This is a genomic window from Ewingella sp. C233 (genome assembly GCF_055407225.1).
This window is the reverse complement of record NZ_JBUZRI010000001.1, coordinates 579,799-597,135: the sequence shown is the minus strand read 5'-3', so window position 1 is coordinate 597,135 and position 17,337 is coordinate 579,799. Positions and strand designations below refer to the sequence as shown.

Sequence of the window (17,337 nt, the reverse complement as noted above, 5' to 3'; positions counted from 1 at the left end):
AAATCAGTCCGCTAAAAACAGCGGGCCCATATTCAATTTTGGCAGTCCAAACTTCTCCGGGTAATCCACCGAAACCAGATACAGCCCTTCAGCTTTCGCCGTCGCTGCGGCCAGATTACGGTCTTTGGCGGCCAGCAACTCGGCCATCCAGTTTTCAGGCTGCGCACCTGAACCCACCTCAATCAGACTGCCGACAATGTTGCGCACCATATGATGAACAAACGCGTTGGCCTTCACATCCACCACCACATAGTTACCGTGACGGCTGACGTTAAGGTGAATCATGTAGCGCCACGGCGTGCGGGACTGACACTGGGAGGCGCGAAACGACGTAAAGTCGTTCTCACCCAGCAGCGCCTGACCCGCGCGCTGCATTTTGTCGACGTCCAGCGGCAGATGCACATGCGTGATACCGGTCTGCAAAATGGCCGCGCGGAAACGGTGGTTGTAAATAATATAGCGATAACGGCGTGCGGTGGCGCTGAAGCGGGCGTGGAAATCCTCCGCCACTTCACTCATCCAGCGAACCGAAATGTTTTTCGGCAAATGGGTATTCACGCCCATCGTCCAGGCCGCTTCTTTGCGCAGTACCGGCGTTTCGAAATGCACCACCTGACCGGTCGCGCTCACGCCCGTGTCCGTCCGCCCGGCGCAGAAAACAGAAATGGGCGCATCAGCCACGCGGCTCAGCGCTTTTTCCAGACAAGCCTGGACGCTCGCTGCGTCAGGTTGCCGCTGCCAGCCATAATAAGCACTGCCATCATATTCAATCCCTAACGCAATACGCGCTGCCACGGGAGCGGCCTGCGGCGCTTGCCGTTCAGGGGTTAACTCTTCAGACATTAGTACCAATACTCCCCAATCAGTTTCTCAGCCGTTTCAACCGCCATCAGTGCGCCGCCGAAGCGAACGTTATCCGCCACAGACCAGAACTGCAGTATTTCAGGAATACCGTAATCGTTACGCAGACAGCCAATGCTCAGGTTGGCATTGCCGGAGGCATCGCTGACCTGAGTCGGGAAATCGTCCTCTTCGCTGAGGTTAATATCATCAACACGTTCAAGTTCAGTGCGCGCTTCTTCAGCAGAGAGCGGACGCAGACCTTCCAGATGCACTACCTGTGCGTGGCCGTAAAACACCGGCGACTGCACGCAGCTCACGGAAATCGGCAGGCCATCGTTTTGCAGTACTTTACGCACCTGATCCACCAGACGACGTTCCTGGCGAACGCTGCCCTCTTCATCATTGAGCAGAGGAAGCAGGTTGAAGGCTAACTGCTTGCTAAAGAGCCCCCCTTCTTCGGCCGGAATGCCGTTAAGCAGACGGGCACTTTGCCCGGCCAGATCGTCCACGGCCACTTTACCCAGCGCAGAAACCGACAGCAGCGAAGTGACGTGAAGGCGCGCTAAACCTGCCTGCTCTGTCAGCGGTTTAATCGCTGTCAGTAACTGGCTGGTCAAGCTGTCGGCCACTGCCACGATATTGCGGTTGCGGTAATGGGCCAGCGAATCTGGGTTGACGCCAGGGACCACCAGCGGAATGTCATGCTCCATGGCAAACAGACCGCTGCTGTCGATAACCAGACAACCCTGATTTGCCGCTTCTTCAGCAAACTGTGCCGACGCTTCGGCGCCTGCGACAAAAAACGCCAGTTGAACCTGAGACCAGTCAAATTCGGCGGCATTTTGCACGCGCAGACTTTTTCCGTTGTAGCGGATGGTCTGGCCGGCGCTGCGTTCGCTGGCCAGAGGGAAGAGTTCACCAACCGGGAACTGACGTTCAGACAGCAGCTCCAGTAACGCATCACCTACTGCGCCCGTGGCGCCGAGCAGCGCGATATTCCAGCCATCAGACATGTTGGTATTCTCCAGAAATGAGTCGTACAAAATACAAAGGGGCGGAAATTACCGCCCTTTCGCAAAATAGTCGCGAAGCCACTTTAAGCGTATAAACTTAAGGCCGCGTTAAGTCATCAGCCTTGAACCGCCGTGAAGCCGAGTTTATTCAGTAATTCGACGGTAGCCTTGTTATCACAAATCACCCGCAGAGATGACCACTCGCGCCGCTCTTCATAGAACTTGCGCAGCTTGTCAAATTCCCCCGGCTGGCCGGCAACACGACGCAGTGGCGCATCATCGCGGCGCACATCATACACTAAGTGAATAAGTCTCAGGAGTCTGGCTTCGGTCAGCTCGCCCGAGAAGCTGACCACCGGGAATTCCGGCGCTGGCAGCAACGCTTCCAGCGGCACTTTTTGCGGATCACCGATAAACTGGCTGAATGCTTCGAACACCTGCGTGGTGCCACGCGCTTTCCCTTCCAGGCTATAACCGGCGATGTGCGCGGTCCCGATAGCCACTTTCGCCAGCAGCGCCAGCGACAGATCAGGCTCGGGCTCCCACACGTCCAGTACGGCGGTCAGCTTTTTCGGGCCGTTAAGGGCATCGAGCAGTGCTGCGTTATCCACCACTTCTCCGCGACAAGCGTTAATTAAAATGCGGTCCGCAGGCAGACGCGCCAGCAAACTGGCATCCACCAGATGATGGGTGGCGTATGGGCCGGACATGTTGAGCGGCGTATGGAAAGTCAGCACATCGGCTTCGGCCACCAACTGCTCCAGCGGGGAGAAATCCCCCTCATCACCGCGCTCCGAGCGGGGTGGATCGCATAACAACGTGCGCACGCCCAGCGCCCGCAGGCGGTCATTGAGCCGCGAACCGACATTGCCGACGCCGATGATACCCACGGTTTTATCCCGCAACAGGAAACCATCGCGCTGGGCGATGATCAGCAACGCAGAGAAAACGTATTCCACTACCGCGATGGCATTGCAGCCCGGTGCCGCAGAGAAACCAATACCCTGCTGATGCAGCCAGGCATCATCCACGTGATCGGTTCCCGCCGTCGCTGTGCCGACAAATTTTACTGGCTTACCGGCCAGCAAACTCTCGTTCACTTTGGTGACGGAACGTACCATCAGTGCGTCGGCATCATTAAGCGCATCTTGCAGGATAGGTCGGCCAGGAACGGCCTGAACGGTGCCCAGTCGGCTGAAAAGCTCGACGGCATAAGGCATATTTTCATCAACCAGGATTTTCACGTGTGTCTCCGGCAGGCTGTGCCATGGAAAGAACAGAAAATAAAGAGGACCCTGATTTTGCCACGAATGGCGACAGATCCCAATGCCGACGCATCAGGCTTACCTTTCATTACGGAAACGTTGAGGCGTGGTCCCGGAAATTTGCTGGAACATAACAATAAAAGCCGACGACGAACTGTAGCCAACCTCGAGCGCCACATCCTGAACCGTCTTTCCCTGCTCAAGCAGAGAGATGGCATGCAGGAAACGCAGCCGCTGTCGCCATTCTGCAAAACCCATGCTCAGATCCTGCTGGCAGCGGCGGGACAAGGTTCGCTCCGTGGTATAGACCCGCGCCGCCCACTGAGCCAGCGAGGTGTTATCCGCGGGATTTTTCTCCAGCGCGTTCAGTACCGGTGCCAGTAACTTACTTTGCGACGTTGGCAGATAGGTATCCTGCCGGTGCGCCAGCGCTATCTGGTCAATCAACACCCGCGCCATTCGCATATCGCTTTCAGTGACCGGCTCGGTCAGATTGCGGGCAAAGCAGTCGTCAGCAATGGCATTAAAAATCGGCGTTAAGGTCAGCAGACACGGGTTAGGCGGCAGCCCGACATCCAGCCAGGGCGCAATATCTATCGCGCAGAAATGGGAGGTTTTCCGGTTATAACTGGAGTGTTCTGTACCGGCTGGCAGCCAGACGGCAAATTCACGCGGTGCCAGATAGCGCTGGCCAGCGACGTCCATCGTCATTACGCCAGACTTCACACAGATGATCTGACTCCAGGGGTGCGAATGCAGGATATATTCTGAATTGGCGAGGAGCGTTTCACCGCGAAAAAGCAGCGTGGTCGGTTCTGTTTCTGGGAGAGGCGGATAAAAACGTTTTTGCGATATCACGGGCCGGAGTTCCTGCATTCGTTATCAGTGTAAAACCATGTTGTCTGAATTGCGTAGAGCATTGTCTGGTTATCGTTATATATAACAAACAAGACAACCGTACACTAGCGCAACGATTTAATCACAGACGTACCGGACGAAAATTATGAATGCTCTTTTCCCCCTGCTGGCCGTGCTTATCTGGTCGCTCAATGCGGTCGTCAGCAAAGTGTCAGCCACGGCTATCGACCCGGCGGCCATTTCTTTCTACCGCTGGTTGCTCGCCCTGCTGACGCTGACACCTTTCGTCCTGCCCGGCGTGTTACGCAATCTCAAAGCGATTAAACAGTACTGGTGGAAGTTGCTGATCCTCGGCCTGCTCGGCATGGTGCTTTATCAAAGCCTGGCGTACTACGCCGCGCACAGCGTCAGCGCACTGTTTATGGGCATTCTCAATTCGCTGATCCCGCTGCTGACGGTGATCATTAGCCTGGTCGTGCTTAGCGTCGTCCCGACGGTGGGGATTGCCCTCGGTGGCCTGCTTTCACTGGCAGGGCTTGTCTGGCTGGTCAGCGCGGGTGATCCGGCGCAGCTATTGCAACACGGTATCGGCCGCGGCGAACTGATGATGTTTGCCGCATCGGCCTCCTACGCCCTTTACGGCGTACTAACCAAACGCTGGGCCATTCCCCTGCCAAACTGGCAAGCCTTGTATGTCCAGATTCTTTTTGGCGTACTGCTGCTGCTGCCAAATTTCCTGCTGGCACCGAATGTAGAATTGAATGCGCACAATATTCCGCTGGTGCTTTTCGCCGGGATCCCGGCATCGATCATTGCGCCTTTCCTGTGGATTCAGGGAGTTATTCGGTTGGGTGCCAATAAAACCTCCATTTTCATGAATCTGTCGCCGATTTTCACCGCCATTATTGCGGTACTTTTCCTGCATGAACAGCTACACAGCTACCACCTGATTGGCGGTGGAGTCACGCTTGTCGGGGTGATCCTCGCTCAACGCTTACGCCGCCCATTGTTTGGTGATACAGCGAAAACTGTCAAAAAAGATCCGGCTGCTTAAGCCCCCTTTCGCTGCCCGCAATCCTGCGGGCAGCGAAACATTTTCGTGCCTTTTATGGCTTTCTCGTGCCACCTGACAAAATCTAAAAAAAATAAGCGTAAGAATAGGGGTTCGCGGACTATTCACGGTGTCGATTGCACAGGTTTGCAGGTATGATGTGGCGCTTCTGCGCTTTGCGCCGTTTTAACTAGAGCGAAGGACTGGTGATATGCAACCTTTGAGTGGTCCAGGCACGCCGATCGGCGGCGACAGGACACAGCCGAATGGCCAGACAGTCCCCGCCGGGCCGGGTGAAAACCAGCCGTTAACGCCCGCACAGCGCACGACTCTGGAAAAGCTTATCGTCAAATTAATGGCGCTGACGCCGATGAAATCCGCAGAGATCTGGGCCGGGCTGCGCCATGAACTGGCATTGCCGCACGACGCCGAGCTAACTGCCGGGATTTTCTCCCGCGCCGAAACCGTTTTGCAGGGCAAACTGAGCCAGGCTCAGGAGGGGCACTCCACCCGCCAACTGCTGCAACAACTGACCGAACTGCTACCGCAGGGCAACAACCGTCAGGCCGTCAGCGACTTCATTCGCCAGAATTTTGGTCATACCGTGTTAAGCCAGCTGAGCCATGAACAGCTGCAGCAGGTATTCCTGCTGGTGCAAACCCGCGAGATGGCCATTCCTCAGCCGCAGCAAACGACCATTACTGACCGGGCCTTGCTGCCTGCCGAGCACAATAACCTGCAACAGCTGGTGACAAAACTCAGCGCTGCGACCGGCGAAGCGCCTGCGAAACTGTGGCAGGAACTGTTTAATCTGGTTGGCGTGAAAGTGGGTGAGCCTATTCCCGCACGCCATTTTCAGCTGTTAAGCCAGTTTATGCAGGTCAAAGCCGCACTCAGCCAGCCGACCGCAACGCCTACACTGACCACCTTACTGAGCGTGCTCAAGCAACCGGCCACCGCGCAGGAAGTTCTTCAGCTCACCGAGTACGTAGAATCTCGCTTCAACGCCACACCCGCTACGCCGCTCAACATCGCCCAGCTTAACGATCTGGTGGGTGTACTGTTCAGCCAGCGGGTCGATCGTACGCCGCGCCCTGAGAAAATGGCTGATGACTTCACCACGGTCTCGCGCACTGTACCCCAGCCAATCATGAATCCTTTGATGGCGATGCTGCCCCCCTCGATGCAATCTTTGGTTGGCAAGCCTTTAGCGCTTATCGCTTCCGTTGTGATCGTGGTGCTCCTGTGGCTGCTGTTCTGATCCCGTGATGGGTTAGTTACAGCCGCAATCCTCAACGCTGAGATCGGCAGGATAGCTGCCGGTTTCTTCCCCTTCAGCCAGCGGATGCTGGTCACGGATCCAGAAATCCAGCCCGCCGATCAATTCTTTGACCTGAAACCCCAATTTAGCCAATTTATACGCCCCCTGCGTTGAACCGTTACACCCGATGCCGTCGCAATAGGTGACATACACCATGTCGCGATCTAAATACCGGGTGCTTTCCTCGTTCATTAAACGGTGATGGAAACTCACGGCACCGGGAATATGCCCGCGCAGATAATGTGCTTCGGCGCGGGTATCAATCACCACGATGCCCGCAACACGATTTTTCAAATCGTCTGCTACATCTGCGGAATCGGTGTAGAAACTGAGTTTCGCCAGCAAATAAGCCTCACTGACGGCGGGTGACGGTGGCGCGAAAGCCAAAACGCTGGACGATAAATTCATTTTCTTCTCTCTCATAATGAATAAAAACGGTATTTGCCGCTGCAGGGTGAATAACGCCTGCAGAAAACAGCATTATCTTCGACCATTTTGGCCTTATGATTAATACCAATTACGGCGCAACAATAAGACCCATAATGACAATAAACCCGGCTTCGACGGCTCTGCTGACTCTGTTTGAAAACCCGGCTCATGGAGGCCAAAGCCTGCGCGACCGCCTCTGCACCGCTTTGCGGCAGTCCATCATGCAGGGCGCATTATCCGCAGGGCAACGCCTGCCCTCTTCGCGTCAGCTGGCTGCTGACATGAAGGTTTCGCGTATCACCGCTGAGGCAGCTTATGCCCAGGTGGAATCCGAAGGCTATCTGCTGCGCCAGACCGGGAAAGGCACATTCGTCAGCCGCGATATTCCCCGGCCAGTGACAGATAGAAAGCATCCAGCCCTTAAACAAAACCCGGTCAGACTCTCTCTGCGCGGGGCGCAAATTGTTGCCACGGGTGGCTGTCATGATCCTTTAGAGCCTGTGGCCTTTGCCGCAGGCAGCCCGGATCTGCGGGTTTTCCCGTTAAAAATATGGAAACAGTTGACCAACAAACAGCTGCGCACTAACGGGGAAAAATTGCTCAGCTACGGCGATCCGCAAGGGTTCGCTCCGTTACGTGAAGCCGTTTGTAGCTATCTGCAACAATCGCGCGGCGTACGTTGCAGCCCAGAGCAGATCGTCATCACCACCAGTTCGCAGCAGGCTTTACAACTGCTGGCAACACTGCTGCTCGACGCCGGAGATAACGTCTGGCTGGAGCAACCAGGCTACCCTGGCGCCCGCAATGCCTTTGCCAGCGCAGGAGCCCGCCTCTGCGCAGTGGAAGTCGATGAGCAGGGTTTAAAACCTGACTACGCTAAGCCGACACCGAAGCTGATCTACCTGACGCCATCACACCACTACCCTTCCGGCGTGAGCCTCAGCCTGCCACGCCGCCTTGAATTACTGGACTATGCCCGCCAGCAACAAGCCTGGATCATCGAAGATGATTACGACAGCGAACTGCATTACGACGGCCGCCCTTTGCCGGCGATGCAGGGGTTGGATAAACATCAGCGGGTAATTTATCTCGGCACCTTTTCCAAAGTCCTGTTTCCTTCTCTGCGGCTAGCCTATGCCGTTCTGCCTCCGGCGTTAGTGGCACCGATGGTGACTTTGCGTACCGTCTATGACGGTCACTCTTCGCAAGTTATGCAAGCCGTCACGGCTGAGTTTATTCACAACGGCCACTTCGCCGCACACCTGCGTTTTTCACGCCAGCTCTATCAGAGCCGCAGGGATCATCTGCTCACACAAATAAATAACAAACTCTCGGACTGGTTAACGCCGCAACATGCTGCCGGTGGGCTGCAAATCGCCGCGCGTTTGCCTGCCGGGTCAGAGGAAACACTCAGCCAGCAGGCGTCTGCTCTTGGCGTGACGACGCCACGCCTGTCGCCGCTTTGGTTACCCGGACCCGATACGTCGTCCAGCACCCGCGACGGATGGCTGCTCGGGTTCTCGGCGCTAACGCCGGGGGAAATCACCACCGCGGTTGACAGGCTAGCGCGCATAACCCCATGACACTCAGGCGGGCCGCCACCACTTAGGGTGTCTGTTTATAACTGCTTCAGCAGACCCCAACCCGCGAGGCTGCTAAGGGCTAAAAAAGGGAAAGAATAATAATGAAATGTCAGCCAAACCTTGCGGTCGTTCGCCATACGTAAGGCGATCAGGTTGGCGAGGGAACCAATGGCTAGACCAAAGCCCCCGGCATTGACGCCGTAGGCCAACAGCGTATTGGCCGGAACATAGTTAATCATCAGGATGGTCGCCGGTACGTTGCTTATTACCTGCGACAGTCCGATCCCCAATGCATAAATCCCCAGGGAAGAGAAATGAGTTATCTGCTCAACCGCACCCTGTACGGCACCTAACCCGACGATCAGTCGCACATCAATAAACATGGCGATAAACACCATAATCAGCGGCCAGTCGATGCGAAGCAGCACGTCGCGGGCCAGCAAAAGAAAGCAAAGTAATACTGCCAGCAACCCGTATACCGCCATGCCGAGATCGACGCAGCCGATAAACACGACATACATCACGAGGCAGCTAAACAGCAGCTTTTTCTTATAAGGGTAGCCCTGGTTATTCTCCAGCCGCTTTAGTGTAGTTGCGGGAAAACTCAGCCAGGTCACGACCAGCAGTACCAGCAGACTCACCAGCGCCAGCGGGGCCATTTGCGTAATAAACGCAATAAATGACAGCCCTGACTTGTTCCATAACAGGATATTTTGCGGATTGCCGATGGGCGTTAGTAATGAGCCCGCATTCACGGCCAGCGCCTCGAAAATAATCAACCGGGTGACCGGTAAGGTGGAGAGTTTTTTCAGCGTAATGGTCAGGGGAATAACAATAAATAGCGCGACGTCATTGGTCATAAACGTTGACAGCAGCGCCGCCGCACAGACCAGAAAGAGCGCCAGATAACGTTCATGGCTGATGGTGTTGATCATCTTACGGCCAACAAAATCAAAGTAACCGCTCACCTCTACACCTTTGGTAAGCATCAGCAGGCCGAGGAGCGTTACGATCGTTGACCAGTCCACAAACTGGGGGAACTGGATGATTTTTTCCGGCTGAAACAGGCTTAGCCCAACCCCCAGCAAAAGCAGGACATGCAGAAAACGGTCGTGTAAGAAGGGTTTCAACAGCGTGTTTAATACAGGGGTTCTCATGATGATGTCTGCCGTGAAGAGCCGGTTATCGGATGCGCTGACGTTAACCCAAGCCTCCGCACTCTACCAGTGCAAAAGTTAAATCTCCGCGACGCCTCGCAAAAAAAACGAGGCCCTGTCAGGGCCCCGCCGTCGGATTGCGAGACATCTCGCAATCCTTTTATTCACTGGTTTTTTCCCTTGCAGGAGAAGACCTATTGAGTAGACTCGCCGTTACTCTTTCAGCACCCAGATATGGTACTGACCGTCTTTGAACTCCGCGCCTTCAAGCTCTTTCTCGAAGCCGGGGAATTTCTCGCCCCATTGCGCGATGCTGCGAATGTAGCTGAGCCAAGGGTCATTTTTAGTACCAAAGCTTTCGCCCGGCATCACGATAGGAATGCCCGGTGGATAAGGAATTACCCCAACAGCCGAAACGCGACCGGCCAGTTTATCCAGTGTGAGTTGTTCGCAACGTCCGGCCATATGGTCCTGGAATGCGGCACGCGGCAGTTTGACCGGCGTAGGGATTTTTCCGAAGGCCTCCGACTGCAACTTGTCCATCTGGCTGGTTTTCATGTATTCGAACATTTCGTCGCACAAATCTTTAAGCCCCATCCCGGCATAACGCGCGGTATTGGTGGAGTAAAGAGTTGGCAGGCACTGCGCCAGCGGGCTGTTTTCATCATAGTGCTGTTTGAACTCCAGCAGCACGTTGATAAGCGTGCCCCACTTGCCTTTGGTCACGCCGACGGAGAACAGACACAGCACCATAAAGTCAGTGGTACGTGACGGAACGATGCCGTGCTGTGACAGGAAGGCTGTGACCATCGCTGCCGGAATACCCTTTTCCAGCATACTGCCGTCATCACCCATGCCAGGTGACAAAATACCGGCTTTGATCGGGTCAAGCATGCACCAGTCATCGTCAAGCTGGTCAAAACCGTGCCAGCTTTCACCCGGCTTCAGTACCCAGCAATTCGGATCAGTCGTCAGTTGCTCTTTGGAGGCATTAATGAACGGAATTTTTTTACCAGTTTTCACATCAACCACATCCGGGGCATTCCACGGCGAGAAGAACCATTCGCCCTGAGCTGCAAAAGCTGCATGAACTTTCGCCAGTGCCAGACGAAAATCCACCGCTTCGTTGATCACTTCCTGCGTCAGCGACTCACCTTGCTTGCCATCCATCATGGCGGCACCGACTTCATTGGCCGCGATAATCGCGTACAGCGGAGACGTGGTGGCCTGCAACATATAGGACTCGTTGAAGCGAGAATGCTCAACCGGCTTTTTGCCGTTGCGGATATGGATATAGGAGGCCTGCGACAAGGCGGCCAGTAGTTTATGCGTGGAGTGAGTGGCAAACACGGTCGGCCCTTCTGGGTCGTGATCGGCCGGATTACCGCGCATGGCGTAACGATCGCGGTAGAACGGATTGAAGCGCGCATACGCATACCAGGCTTCGTCAAAGTGAATCTGGTCAACGCTTTTTGCCAGCAAATCCTGCGCCTGTTTGGCGTTGTAGCACATGCCGTCATAGGTACAGTTGGTCACCACCGCATAAACCGGTTTAGGGTCTGTGGCCAGATGCTTGAGTGGATGCTCATCAATTTTCTGCTGGATAGATTCCGGCATAAATTGAGATTTAGGAATCGGTCCGATAATGCCAAAACGGTTACGGGTTGGAATAAAGAATACCGGCACGCCGCCGGTCATCACTAAGCCCTGCTCAATCGATTTATGGCAGTTGCGGTCACAGAGTGCAAACTGACCATCACCGATCACTGCCGCCATAATGGCGCGGTTAGAGCCAGACGTTCCGTTCAGTACCGAATAGCTTTGATGCGATCCGAAGACCCGGGCGGCATAAGTTTCGGACTCTTTAATGGGGCCGCTGTGGTCAAGTAAAGACCCCAGCGCACCACGTTCAATACCCGTATCGGTACGGAATAAATTTTCACCGAAGAAGTCGAGGAATTCACGGCCGACGGCCGTTTTCGTAAAGGCAACGCCGCCCTGATGACCAGGGGCCGCCCATGAATATTCTGGTGAGTACTTGGTGTAATTGAACAATGCTTTGGTAAAAGGCGGCAGCAGTTGATCGTAATACTTGTCGATCAGTGCAACAGAACGGGCAGCAATGAATTCGGCGGTGTCTTCATGCATCCAGACGAATTCATTGACCATTTTCATGGTCTCAAGCGTCAGGGTATCGATACAGGAGTGCTCGGCCATCAGTAATACCGGCACGCCTTTGTTACGGCGGCGGATCTCCTGCAACAACGCAAATGCCTGACTGTGGGACGCATCGTCATTGCCACCGGATGTCCAGTCAACAAAGACGCAGCAAATAGAAGCATCAGAAGTAATCGTTGCTACGCCATCGTCGAAGGTGACTGCCGGGATCACCGACAGATTGTTGTCTTCCAGCGCTTCGATGAGCTCACGAACGGCGCGTCCGTTAGCGGTATTGACGTCCATGATATTACTGTCAACCACCAAAACTTTACGTTTCTTATGACGACTTAAATCGATCATTAACCTCTCCTTTTCATCGTGAATACCGTTGTGGGCCGCGGGTTAACGCCGGGGCTGTCATCAAAACAATGACGGACAACGCCCGGCTTGCGGCCAAAACCTGTCAGTCCAGCTCAAGCTTTTTGCCAAGCGGGTACGGGTTTTTATGACGACGGTTGTAGTTGAAGCTGTACATGGCAGTGATCACCATCAGAGCAATGAATGACCACATCACCTCTTCTGCACCGGAACCGACTACGGCCCATACACAATAGACAAAGGCGATAAGTGTAATGAAGCTGTACATCCCGGCGCGGTTACCCAGATGTCCGTGTCCTACCAACATCAGGGCAGCGCACGTATAGAGGTAAGGCACGAGCGTGAAGATAACCGAAACGGATGACACCAGTGCGAATTGCGCCGTGGCATCAGGAGAAATGGTGGAGATCTGGAAGATAGTCATCAGAATACCGAGAACAATCAATCCTTTAACCGGCACTCCTTCTTTATTAACTTTGGCAAAAATCGGCGGAAAGAGACCATCATCTGCGGCGGCTTTCGCCGTCTGGCTGGCAAGTAATGTCCAGCCGCCTAACGAACCAAGACAACCTGCAGCGGCGCAGAATGTCACAATGGCCCCGGCGGTATTCCCCATCGCCATACGGGCGGCATCACCAAAGGGTGACGTCGATAGCCGCAGCGCGGCGTTTGGGATCATCCCCATAATGGCCGTCGTAGACAGCACGTAGCAGACGGCGGCGATCAACACACCACCGATGGTGGCAATCGGCACGTTACGTTTTGGATTTTTCACCACGGCAGCGGCTACCGACGCACTCTCTACACCGATAAACGACCACAATGTAACGCTCAGCGTACTCTGAATGGCGCCAAACGTGCTTTTACCGCTGACGTTCCAGGCTTCCATATAGGTATCAGTTTTAAACCAGAACCAGCCGAATATTGCGATGGCAAGAATGGGGATCAGCGCCAGTACGGTTGCCACCGCCTGAACGCGGGTGATCATCTTCGCACCAACAATGTTAAGAATAACAAACAGCCATAGCACCGCCACGCAGGTAAATGTCAGCACCAGCGGCTCTTTTAATATAGGGAAGAAGTAACTGAGATACCCAACACCAATGACCACCATGGCAATATTACCGACCCAGCAGGCCAGCCAATAAAGCAGGTTAGTTTGATAACCGAGATAAGGACCAAAGGCCCTGCGCGCATAGGCGTAAGAACCGCCGGCGCTGTCATCCAGAGAGGACATTTTTGCGTAGACCATCGACAGTGCGAGTGCGCCAATGATTGTCACCAGCCAACCATAAATGGCTACGCCACCGGTTGAGGCAAGGTTGGCGGGTAACAGAAAGACTCCTGACCCCATAATATTCCCGGATACCATTAGGGTAACCGGGATTAACCCCACTTTATGTGCATCTGATTCTATAGCCATAGACCCTACCCCTACAAAAAGTAATACATTAATTTCCAAGGGAAATACTGAATAAAAACCAACAATTACTGCGGACAATTATGGTACTTCGCTAAGCCTAGTAGACTTTTCTGAAAGCGGCAGGGAATAGTGAATAAAACTCAATAAAATGAGGAATAGAATATAAATAAGCAGATGATTTATAGGGATATTAAATTAACTATCCCTTGAAAGCGGGGAATGATTTCTGTAAGCCAATGTAATGGGAAGTCATCAGCGGTATGACCGGGTCTGCCGCTGACAATAAAGAATTAATTCGCCGTTGAAGCCGGTTGTAGAACGCGCTTGTGTTGCATCCAGCGCCAGAGATCGATGAACAGGAAGATAACCAGACTCATTCCTATCAGCGGTAATGAGAGCGATAACGCGATAACCACCAGCAGGATTGGACATTGCAGGCAAAATGGGACCAGCCGCCAGATTTGCATCAGCGTCACGGCAGGGTTAGTCGCGCTGTTTATTTGCGGACGGCGCAACCACCAGAGGCGGTATCCCCAACCAATCATCAGACATAAACCCAACCCGAACACGGCGAGGACAATCTGGTTCCAGAGGCCAAAAAGTATGCCCATATGGGCATCGACTCCCCATCGCGTCAGCTTAGCCAGCAGCGGGAAATCAGCAAAACGGGTGTGATCAAGGATAGTCAGTGTCTGCGGATTTACCGAAACTGCGTCAACCCGTGTTGGCCAACTGCGATCCACTTCAGTGACGGTCCAGGCTTTATCAGAGCGGTAAGCGGGACGAACCTCAATCTTTGCCGCACCAATTCCGGCATAACGTGCAGCACTGACGACCTGGTCAAACGTAACCGGTATCACCGTCGCGGCCTCATGTGCGCTCTGCACCGGCATGTTATCCGCATCCATTCCCGGCATATCTGGCATGTCAGCCATACTCATACTGCTATGACCGGCGGCCTGATGGTCGGCATGCTCACTCACCGGTTCAGCTTGCTCACCGGCTACCAGAGCGGTCGACACTGACGGCGTCATCCATCCCATTTTAGCGCGCAGCAGGCTGATATTATCCCCTGCCCACTGTGACCATGTCAGGCCGGTGGCGGAGAAAAACAGCAATCCGGCGATCAACGCCAGTCCCAACCCGCTGTGCCAGCGGCGGCTGTGCTGCTGTTTTGCGACGACGCCTTTCAGCTTGCGGTTACCCCGTACCTTCTGGCGACCGGTGGCCCACAATACGATGCCGCCGAGCGCCGCTACCCACAACCATGACGCTGCCAGTTCACTGTAGTTACGGCCCACGTCACCTAACAATAATCCACGGTGCAGGTCATCCAGCCAGGTTCTGAAGGGTAAAATTCCGCTGGTGCCGTACACCGTCAGCTCGCCCTGTACTCTGAGGGTTACAGGGTCCACAAACACCGCACGGCTTTTAGAAGCACCCAGCTCCGGGTCTGAGAACATGACGCGGGTGGTTTCCCCCTCGGCGGGCGAAGGGCGAACTGCATAGATTTTTGCCTCTGCGCCGGAGGCTGCCTGCGCCGCTTCAATCTGGCGGGATAACGGCTGCGCTTCTCCCTTCGAAGAAGTGAACAGCTCATGCGCATAAAGATGGTTTTCCAGTTGCGGGGTCAGCACATATAAGGTGCCGGTGAGGGCCGCAACAAAGATAAACGGGCCGATGAACAGACCGATATAAAAGTGGATTCGCTTAAGCAGCGCGAGAAAGGCGGCTTTAGGTGTCAGTTTTTGGACCGTCATTTTTTGGGTATAAGCAGAGTGACTCATCAGTCAATATTCCTGAATTTTCAGATAGCAGGTGCGCAACGGCTACGCCAGAAAGGCGCCGTTTAAGCGATGTTAAGGAAAAAAACAGCAGACTATTGAGAAACAGGGGGAGCACGGGGCTGGGCGTCGGAATAAAAGACAGGAGGAACAAAATGCGCGGCGACAGAGGAAGGAGCAATATCGCCCTGAATATCCGCCGACCACAGGAGTGCCAGTACGAGCATATGCAGCAGGGGCAGATGCACCAGCAGCACACAGTAACCACAGGCCGCATCGCTCATTTCGCCTGGCATCATCGGCCCCATATCATGGGATAGCGCCGCGTGATGAATGCCCGCATGAGCCCCCTTCTCGGTGCTCTGTGGCGCAGGCATCTCATCTGCGGTCATATCCATTGCAGACATATTCATTCCGGGCATCGACATACCTGGCATTATCGAATGCGGCATTCCTTCAGACATCAGTGCTTTAGAAACCACCGGTGCGATAAACAACATCAGGATCGCCACTATCCCGAGCCATGCCGGGAAGTGCAGATGCCGATGGTTGATTTGTCGGAGTGAAAGCATTATGTCAACAAAATGGGGGTAAGAAGTGGCGAAATTGTACCTGAATAGTTGGAATATGACAGAAACACTAAATCGCAGAGATAAAAAAACCCGCGAGAAGCGGGTTTTTATTTATTAGAAACGACAGGACACGGAACGGCGAGATTACTTGTCGTTTTTCAGCTTACGCATGACCAGCGTGGCGTTGGTGCCACCGAAGCCGAAGCTGTTGGACATAACGGTCGTCAGTTCGCGCTGAGTTGGCTTGGTGATGATATCCATACCTTCAGCCTGCTCATCAAGGTTTTCGATGTTAATGCTTGGCGCGATAAAGCCGTGTTCAGCCATCAGCAGGGTATAAATCGCTTCCTGCACACCAGCGGCACCCAGAGAGTGACCGGTCATAGCTTTAGTTGAAGAGAGTGCTGGCGTTTTGTCGCCGAACACTTCACGGATTGCACCCAGCTCTTTCACATCGCCAACCGGTGTGGAAGTACCGTGGACGTTAACGTAATCAATCGGGGTATCCACGCCGTTCATGGCCATCTTCATGCAACGCACTGCGCCTTCACCGGATGGAGCGACCATGTCAGCACCGTCAGACGTTGCGCCGTAGCCCACGATTTCAGCATAGATATGCGCGCCACGTGCCAGAGCATGTTCCAGCTCTTCAACGACAACCATTCCGCCGCCGCCAGCGATGACGAAACCGTCACGTTGCTGATCATAAGTACGGGATGCTTTTTCCGGAGTTTCGTTGTACTTGGTAGACAACGCGCCCATGGCATCGAATTCACAGGCCATTTCCCAGCACAGCTCTTCGCCGCCGCCAGCAAATACCACATCCTGCTTACCCAGTTGAATCATTTCTACCGCGTTACCGATGCAGTGAGCAGAGGTCGCACAGGCAGAACTGATGGAATAGTTAACACCGCGAATTTTGAACGGGGTTGCCAGGCAGGCAGACACACCGGAAGCCATCGCTTTCGTTACCATGTAGGGACCGACGCCTTTCAGACCTTTGGCACGCATACCGTCGGAACCTGCAACCTGGTTACGCGGAGAACCGCCACCGGAACCTGCAATGAGGCCAGTGCGGTCGTTGGAAACCATTTCAGGCGTCAGACCTGAGTCTTCGATCGCCTGCTGCATGGAGAGATAAGCGTAAATGGAAGCATCGCTCATGAAACGCACAATCTTGCGGTCGATCAGTCCAGCGGTGTCCAGTTTAACATCGCCCCAGACGTGACTGCGCATTCCGGCATCTTTCAACTCTTGCGAGAAGGTGATACCAGATTTCCCTTGCTGCAGAGAGGTCAGAACTTCCTGCTTATTGTTACCAATGCTCGAGATAATACCCAGGCCAGTAATGACTGCACGTTTCATTTAATACCTCTTGTACTATTAACTAACTATTCGGGATTTCGTGACGCACTCTAGCGTACAGTTGTACGCCGAACAAGTCCGATCAGCAATTCCTTGTGTAAATCGCAGTAAATTTGCGCGAGGTCAAACACGCCG

At 54.1% G+C, this 17,337-nt stretch carries 14 protein-coding genes; 3 read left to right on the top strand and 11 right to left on the bottom strand.

The genetic code is table 11. The features are described from left to right. Positions 1-3: 3 nt before the first annotated feature. The 4 genes from truA to ACZRKO_RS02790 form a co-directional block, all read right to left on the bottom strand. Positions 4-843, bottom strand: coding sequence for a tRNA pseudouridine(38-40) synthase TruA (gene truA / locus ACZRKO_RS02805; RefSeq protein WP_463735740.1), 840 nt, complete (start codon positions 841-843; stop codon positions 4-6). Further along, positions 843-1,856, bottom strand: a complete 1,014-nt coding sequence (locus ACZRKO_RS02800) for an aspartate-semialdehyde dehydrogenase (protein WP_463735739.1) — start codon at positions 1,854-1,856, stop codon at positions 843-845. The genes truA and ACZRKO_RS02800 overlap by 1 nt, the downstream gene beginning before the upstream one ends. Positions 1,857-1,972: 116 nt before the next feature. Next, positions 1,973-3,100: a 4-phosphoerythronate dehydrogenase PdxB gene (pdxB, locus tag ACZRKO_RS02795; RefSeq protein ID WP_463735738.1), complete on the bottom strand. Its 1,128-nt coding sequence runs from the start codon at positions 3,098-3,100 to the stop codon at positions 1,973-1,975. A gap of 99 nt (positions 3,101-3,199) precedes the next feature. Next, positions 3,200-3,979: an AraC family transcriptional regulator gene (locus ACZRKO_RS02790; RefSeq protein WP_463735737.1), complete on the bottom strand. Its 780-nt coding sequence runs from the start codon at positions 3,977-3,979 to the stop codon at positions 3,200-3,202. A gap of 145 nt (positions 3,980-4,124) precedes the next feature. On the opposite strand from ACZRKO_RS02790, the gene ACZRKO_RS02785 reads away from it, so the two are divergent. Continuing rightward, entirely contained in the window at positions 4,125-5,033 is a 909-nt protein-coding gene (locus ACZRKO_RS02785; protein ID WP_463735736.1) for a DMT family transporter, read from the top strand. Positions 5,034-5,241: 208 nt separating this feature from the next. Then, positions 5,242-6,291: a flagella biosynthesis regulator Flk gene (gene flk / locus ACZRKO_RS02780; protein WP_463735735.1), complete on the top strand. Its 1,050-nt coding sequence runs from the start codon at positions 5,242-5,244 to the stop codon at positions 6,289-6,291. Between the two features lie 12 nt (positions 6,292-6,303). On the opposite strand, the gene ACZRKO_RS02775 is transcribed toward flk, so the two are convergent. After that, a complete protein-coding gene (locus ACZRKO_RS02775) occupies positions 6,304-6,759 on the bottom strand; it encodes a rhodanese-like domain-containing protein (RefSeq protein ID WP_463735734.1) in 456 nt (151 codons plus the stop codon). Positions 6,760-6,893: 134 nt separating this feature from the next. On the opposite strand from ACZRKO_RS02775, the gene pdxR reads away from it, so the two are divergent. Continuing rightward, positions 6,894-8,363: a MocR-like pyridoxine biosynthesis transcription factor PdxR gene (gene pdxR / locus ACZRKO_RS02770; protein WP_463735733.1), complete on the top strand. Its 1,470-nt coding sequence runs from the start codon at positions 6,894-6,896 to the stop codon at positions 8,361-8,363. Positions 8,364-8,398: 35 nt separating this feature from the next. Here pdxR and ACZRKO_RS02765 read toward each other — a convergent pair whose 3' ends face one another. The 6 genes from ACZRKO_RS02765 to fabB form a co-directional block, all read right to left on the bottom strand. Next, positions 8,399-9,520: an SLC13 family permease gene (locus tag ACZRKO_RS02765; RefSeq protein WP_463735732.1), complete on the bottom strand. Its 1,122-nt coding sequence runs from the start codon at positions 9,518-9,520 to the stop codon at positions 8,399-8,401. 213 nt (positions 9,521-9,733) lie between these two features. Next, positions 9,734-12,040 (bottom strand): Orn/Lys/Arg family decarboxylase, encoded by a 2,307-nt coding sequence (locus tag ACZRKO_RS02760; RefSeq protein WP_463735731.1) that lies wholly within the window; start codon positions 12,038-12,040, stop codon positions 9,734-9,736. Positions 12,041-12,143: 103 nt separating this feature from the next. Continuing rightward, positions 12,144-13,481: an arginine/agmatine antiporter gene (adiC, locus tag ACZRKO_RS02755; protein ID WP_463735730.1), complete on the bottom strand. Its 1,338-nt coding sequence runs from the start codon at positions 13,479-13,481 to the stop codon at positions 12,144-12,146. A 290-nt stretch (positions 13,482-13,771) separates the two neighbouring features. Next, on the bottom strand, positions 13,772-15,268 hold the full coding sequence (locus ACZRKO_RS02750) for a PepSY-associated TM helix domain-containing protein (protein ID WP_463735729.1): 1,497 nt from the start codon (positions 15,266-15,268) through the stop codon (positions 13,772-13,774). Positions 15,269-15,360: 92 nt separating this feature from the next. After that, positions 15,361-15,837 carry a DUF2946 domain-containing protein gene (locus tag ACZRKO_RS02745; RefSeq protein WP_463735728.1) on the bottom strand — a complete coding sequence of 159 codons (477 nt, stop codon included), beginning with the start codon at positions 15,835-15,837 and terminating at the stop codon, positions 15,361-15,363. A gap of 144 nt (positions 15,838-15,981) precedes the next feature. After that, the gene (gene fabB, locus ACZRKO_RS02740; protein ID WP_463735727.1) at positions 15,982-17,202 is read right to left on the bottom strand and encodes a beta-ketoacyl-ACP synthase I; all 1,221 of its coding nucleotides are present in this window, start codon (positions 17,200-17,202) and stop codon (positions 15,982-15,984) included. Between the last annotated feature and the right edge of the window lie 135 nt (positions 17,203-17,337).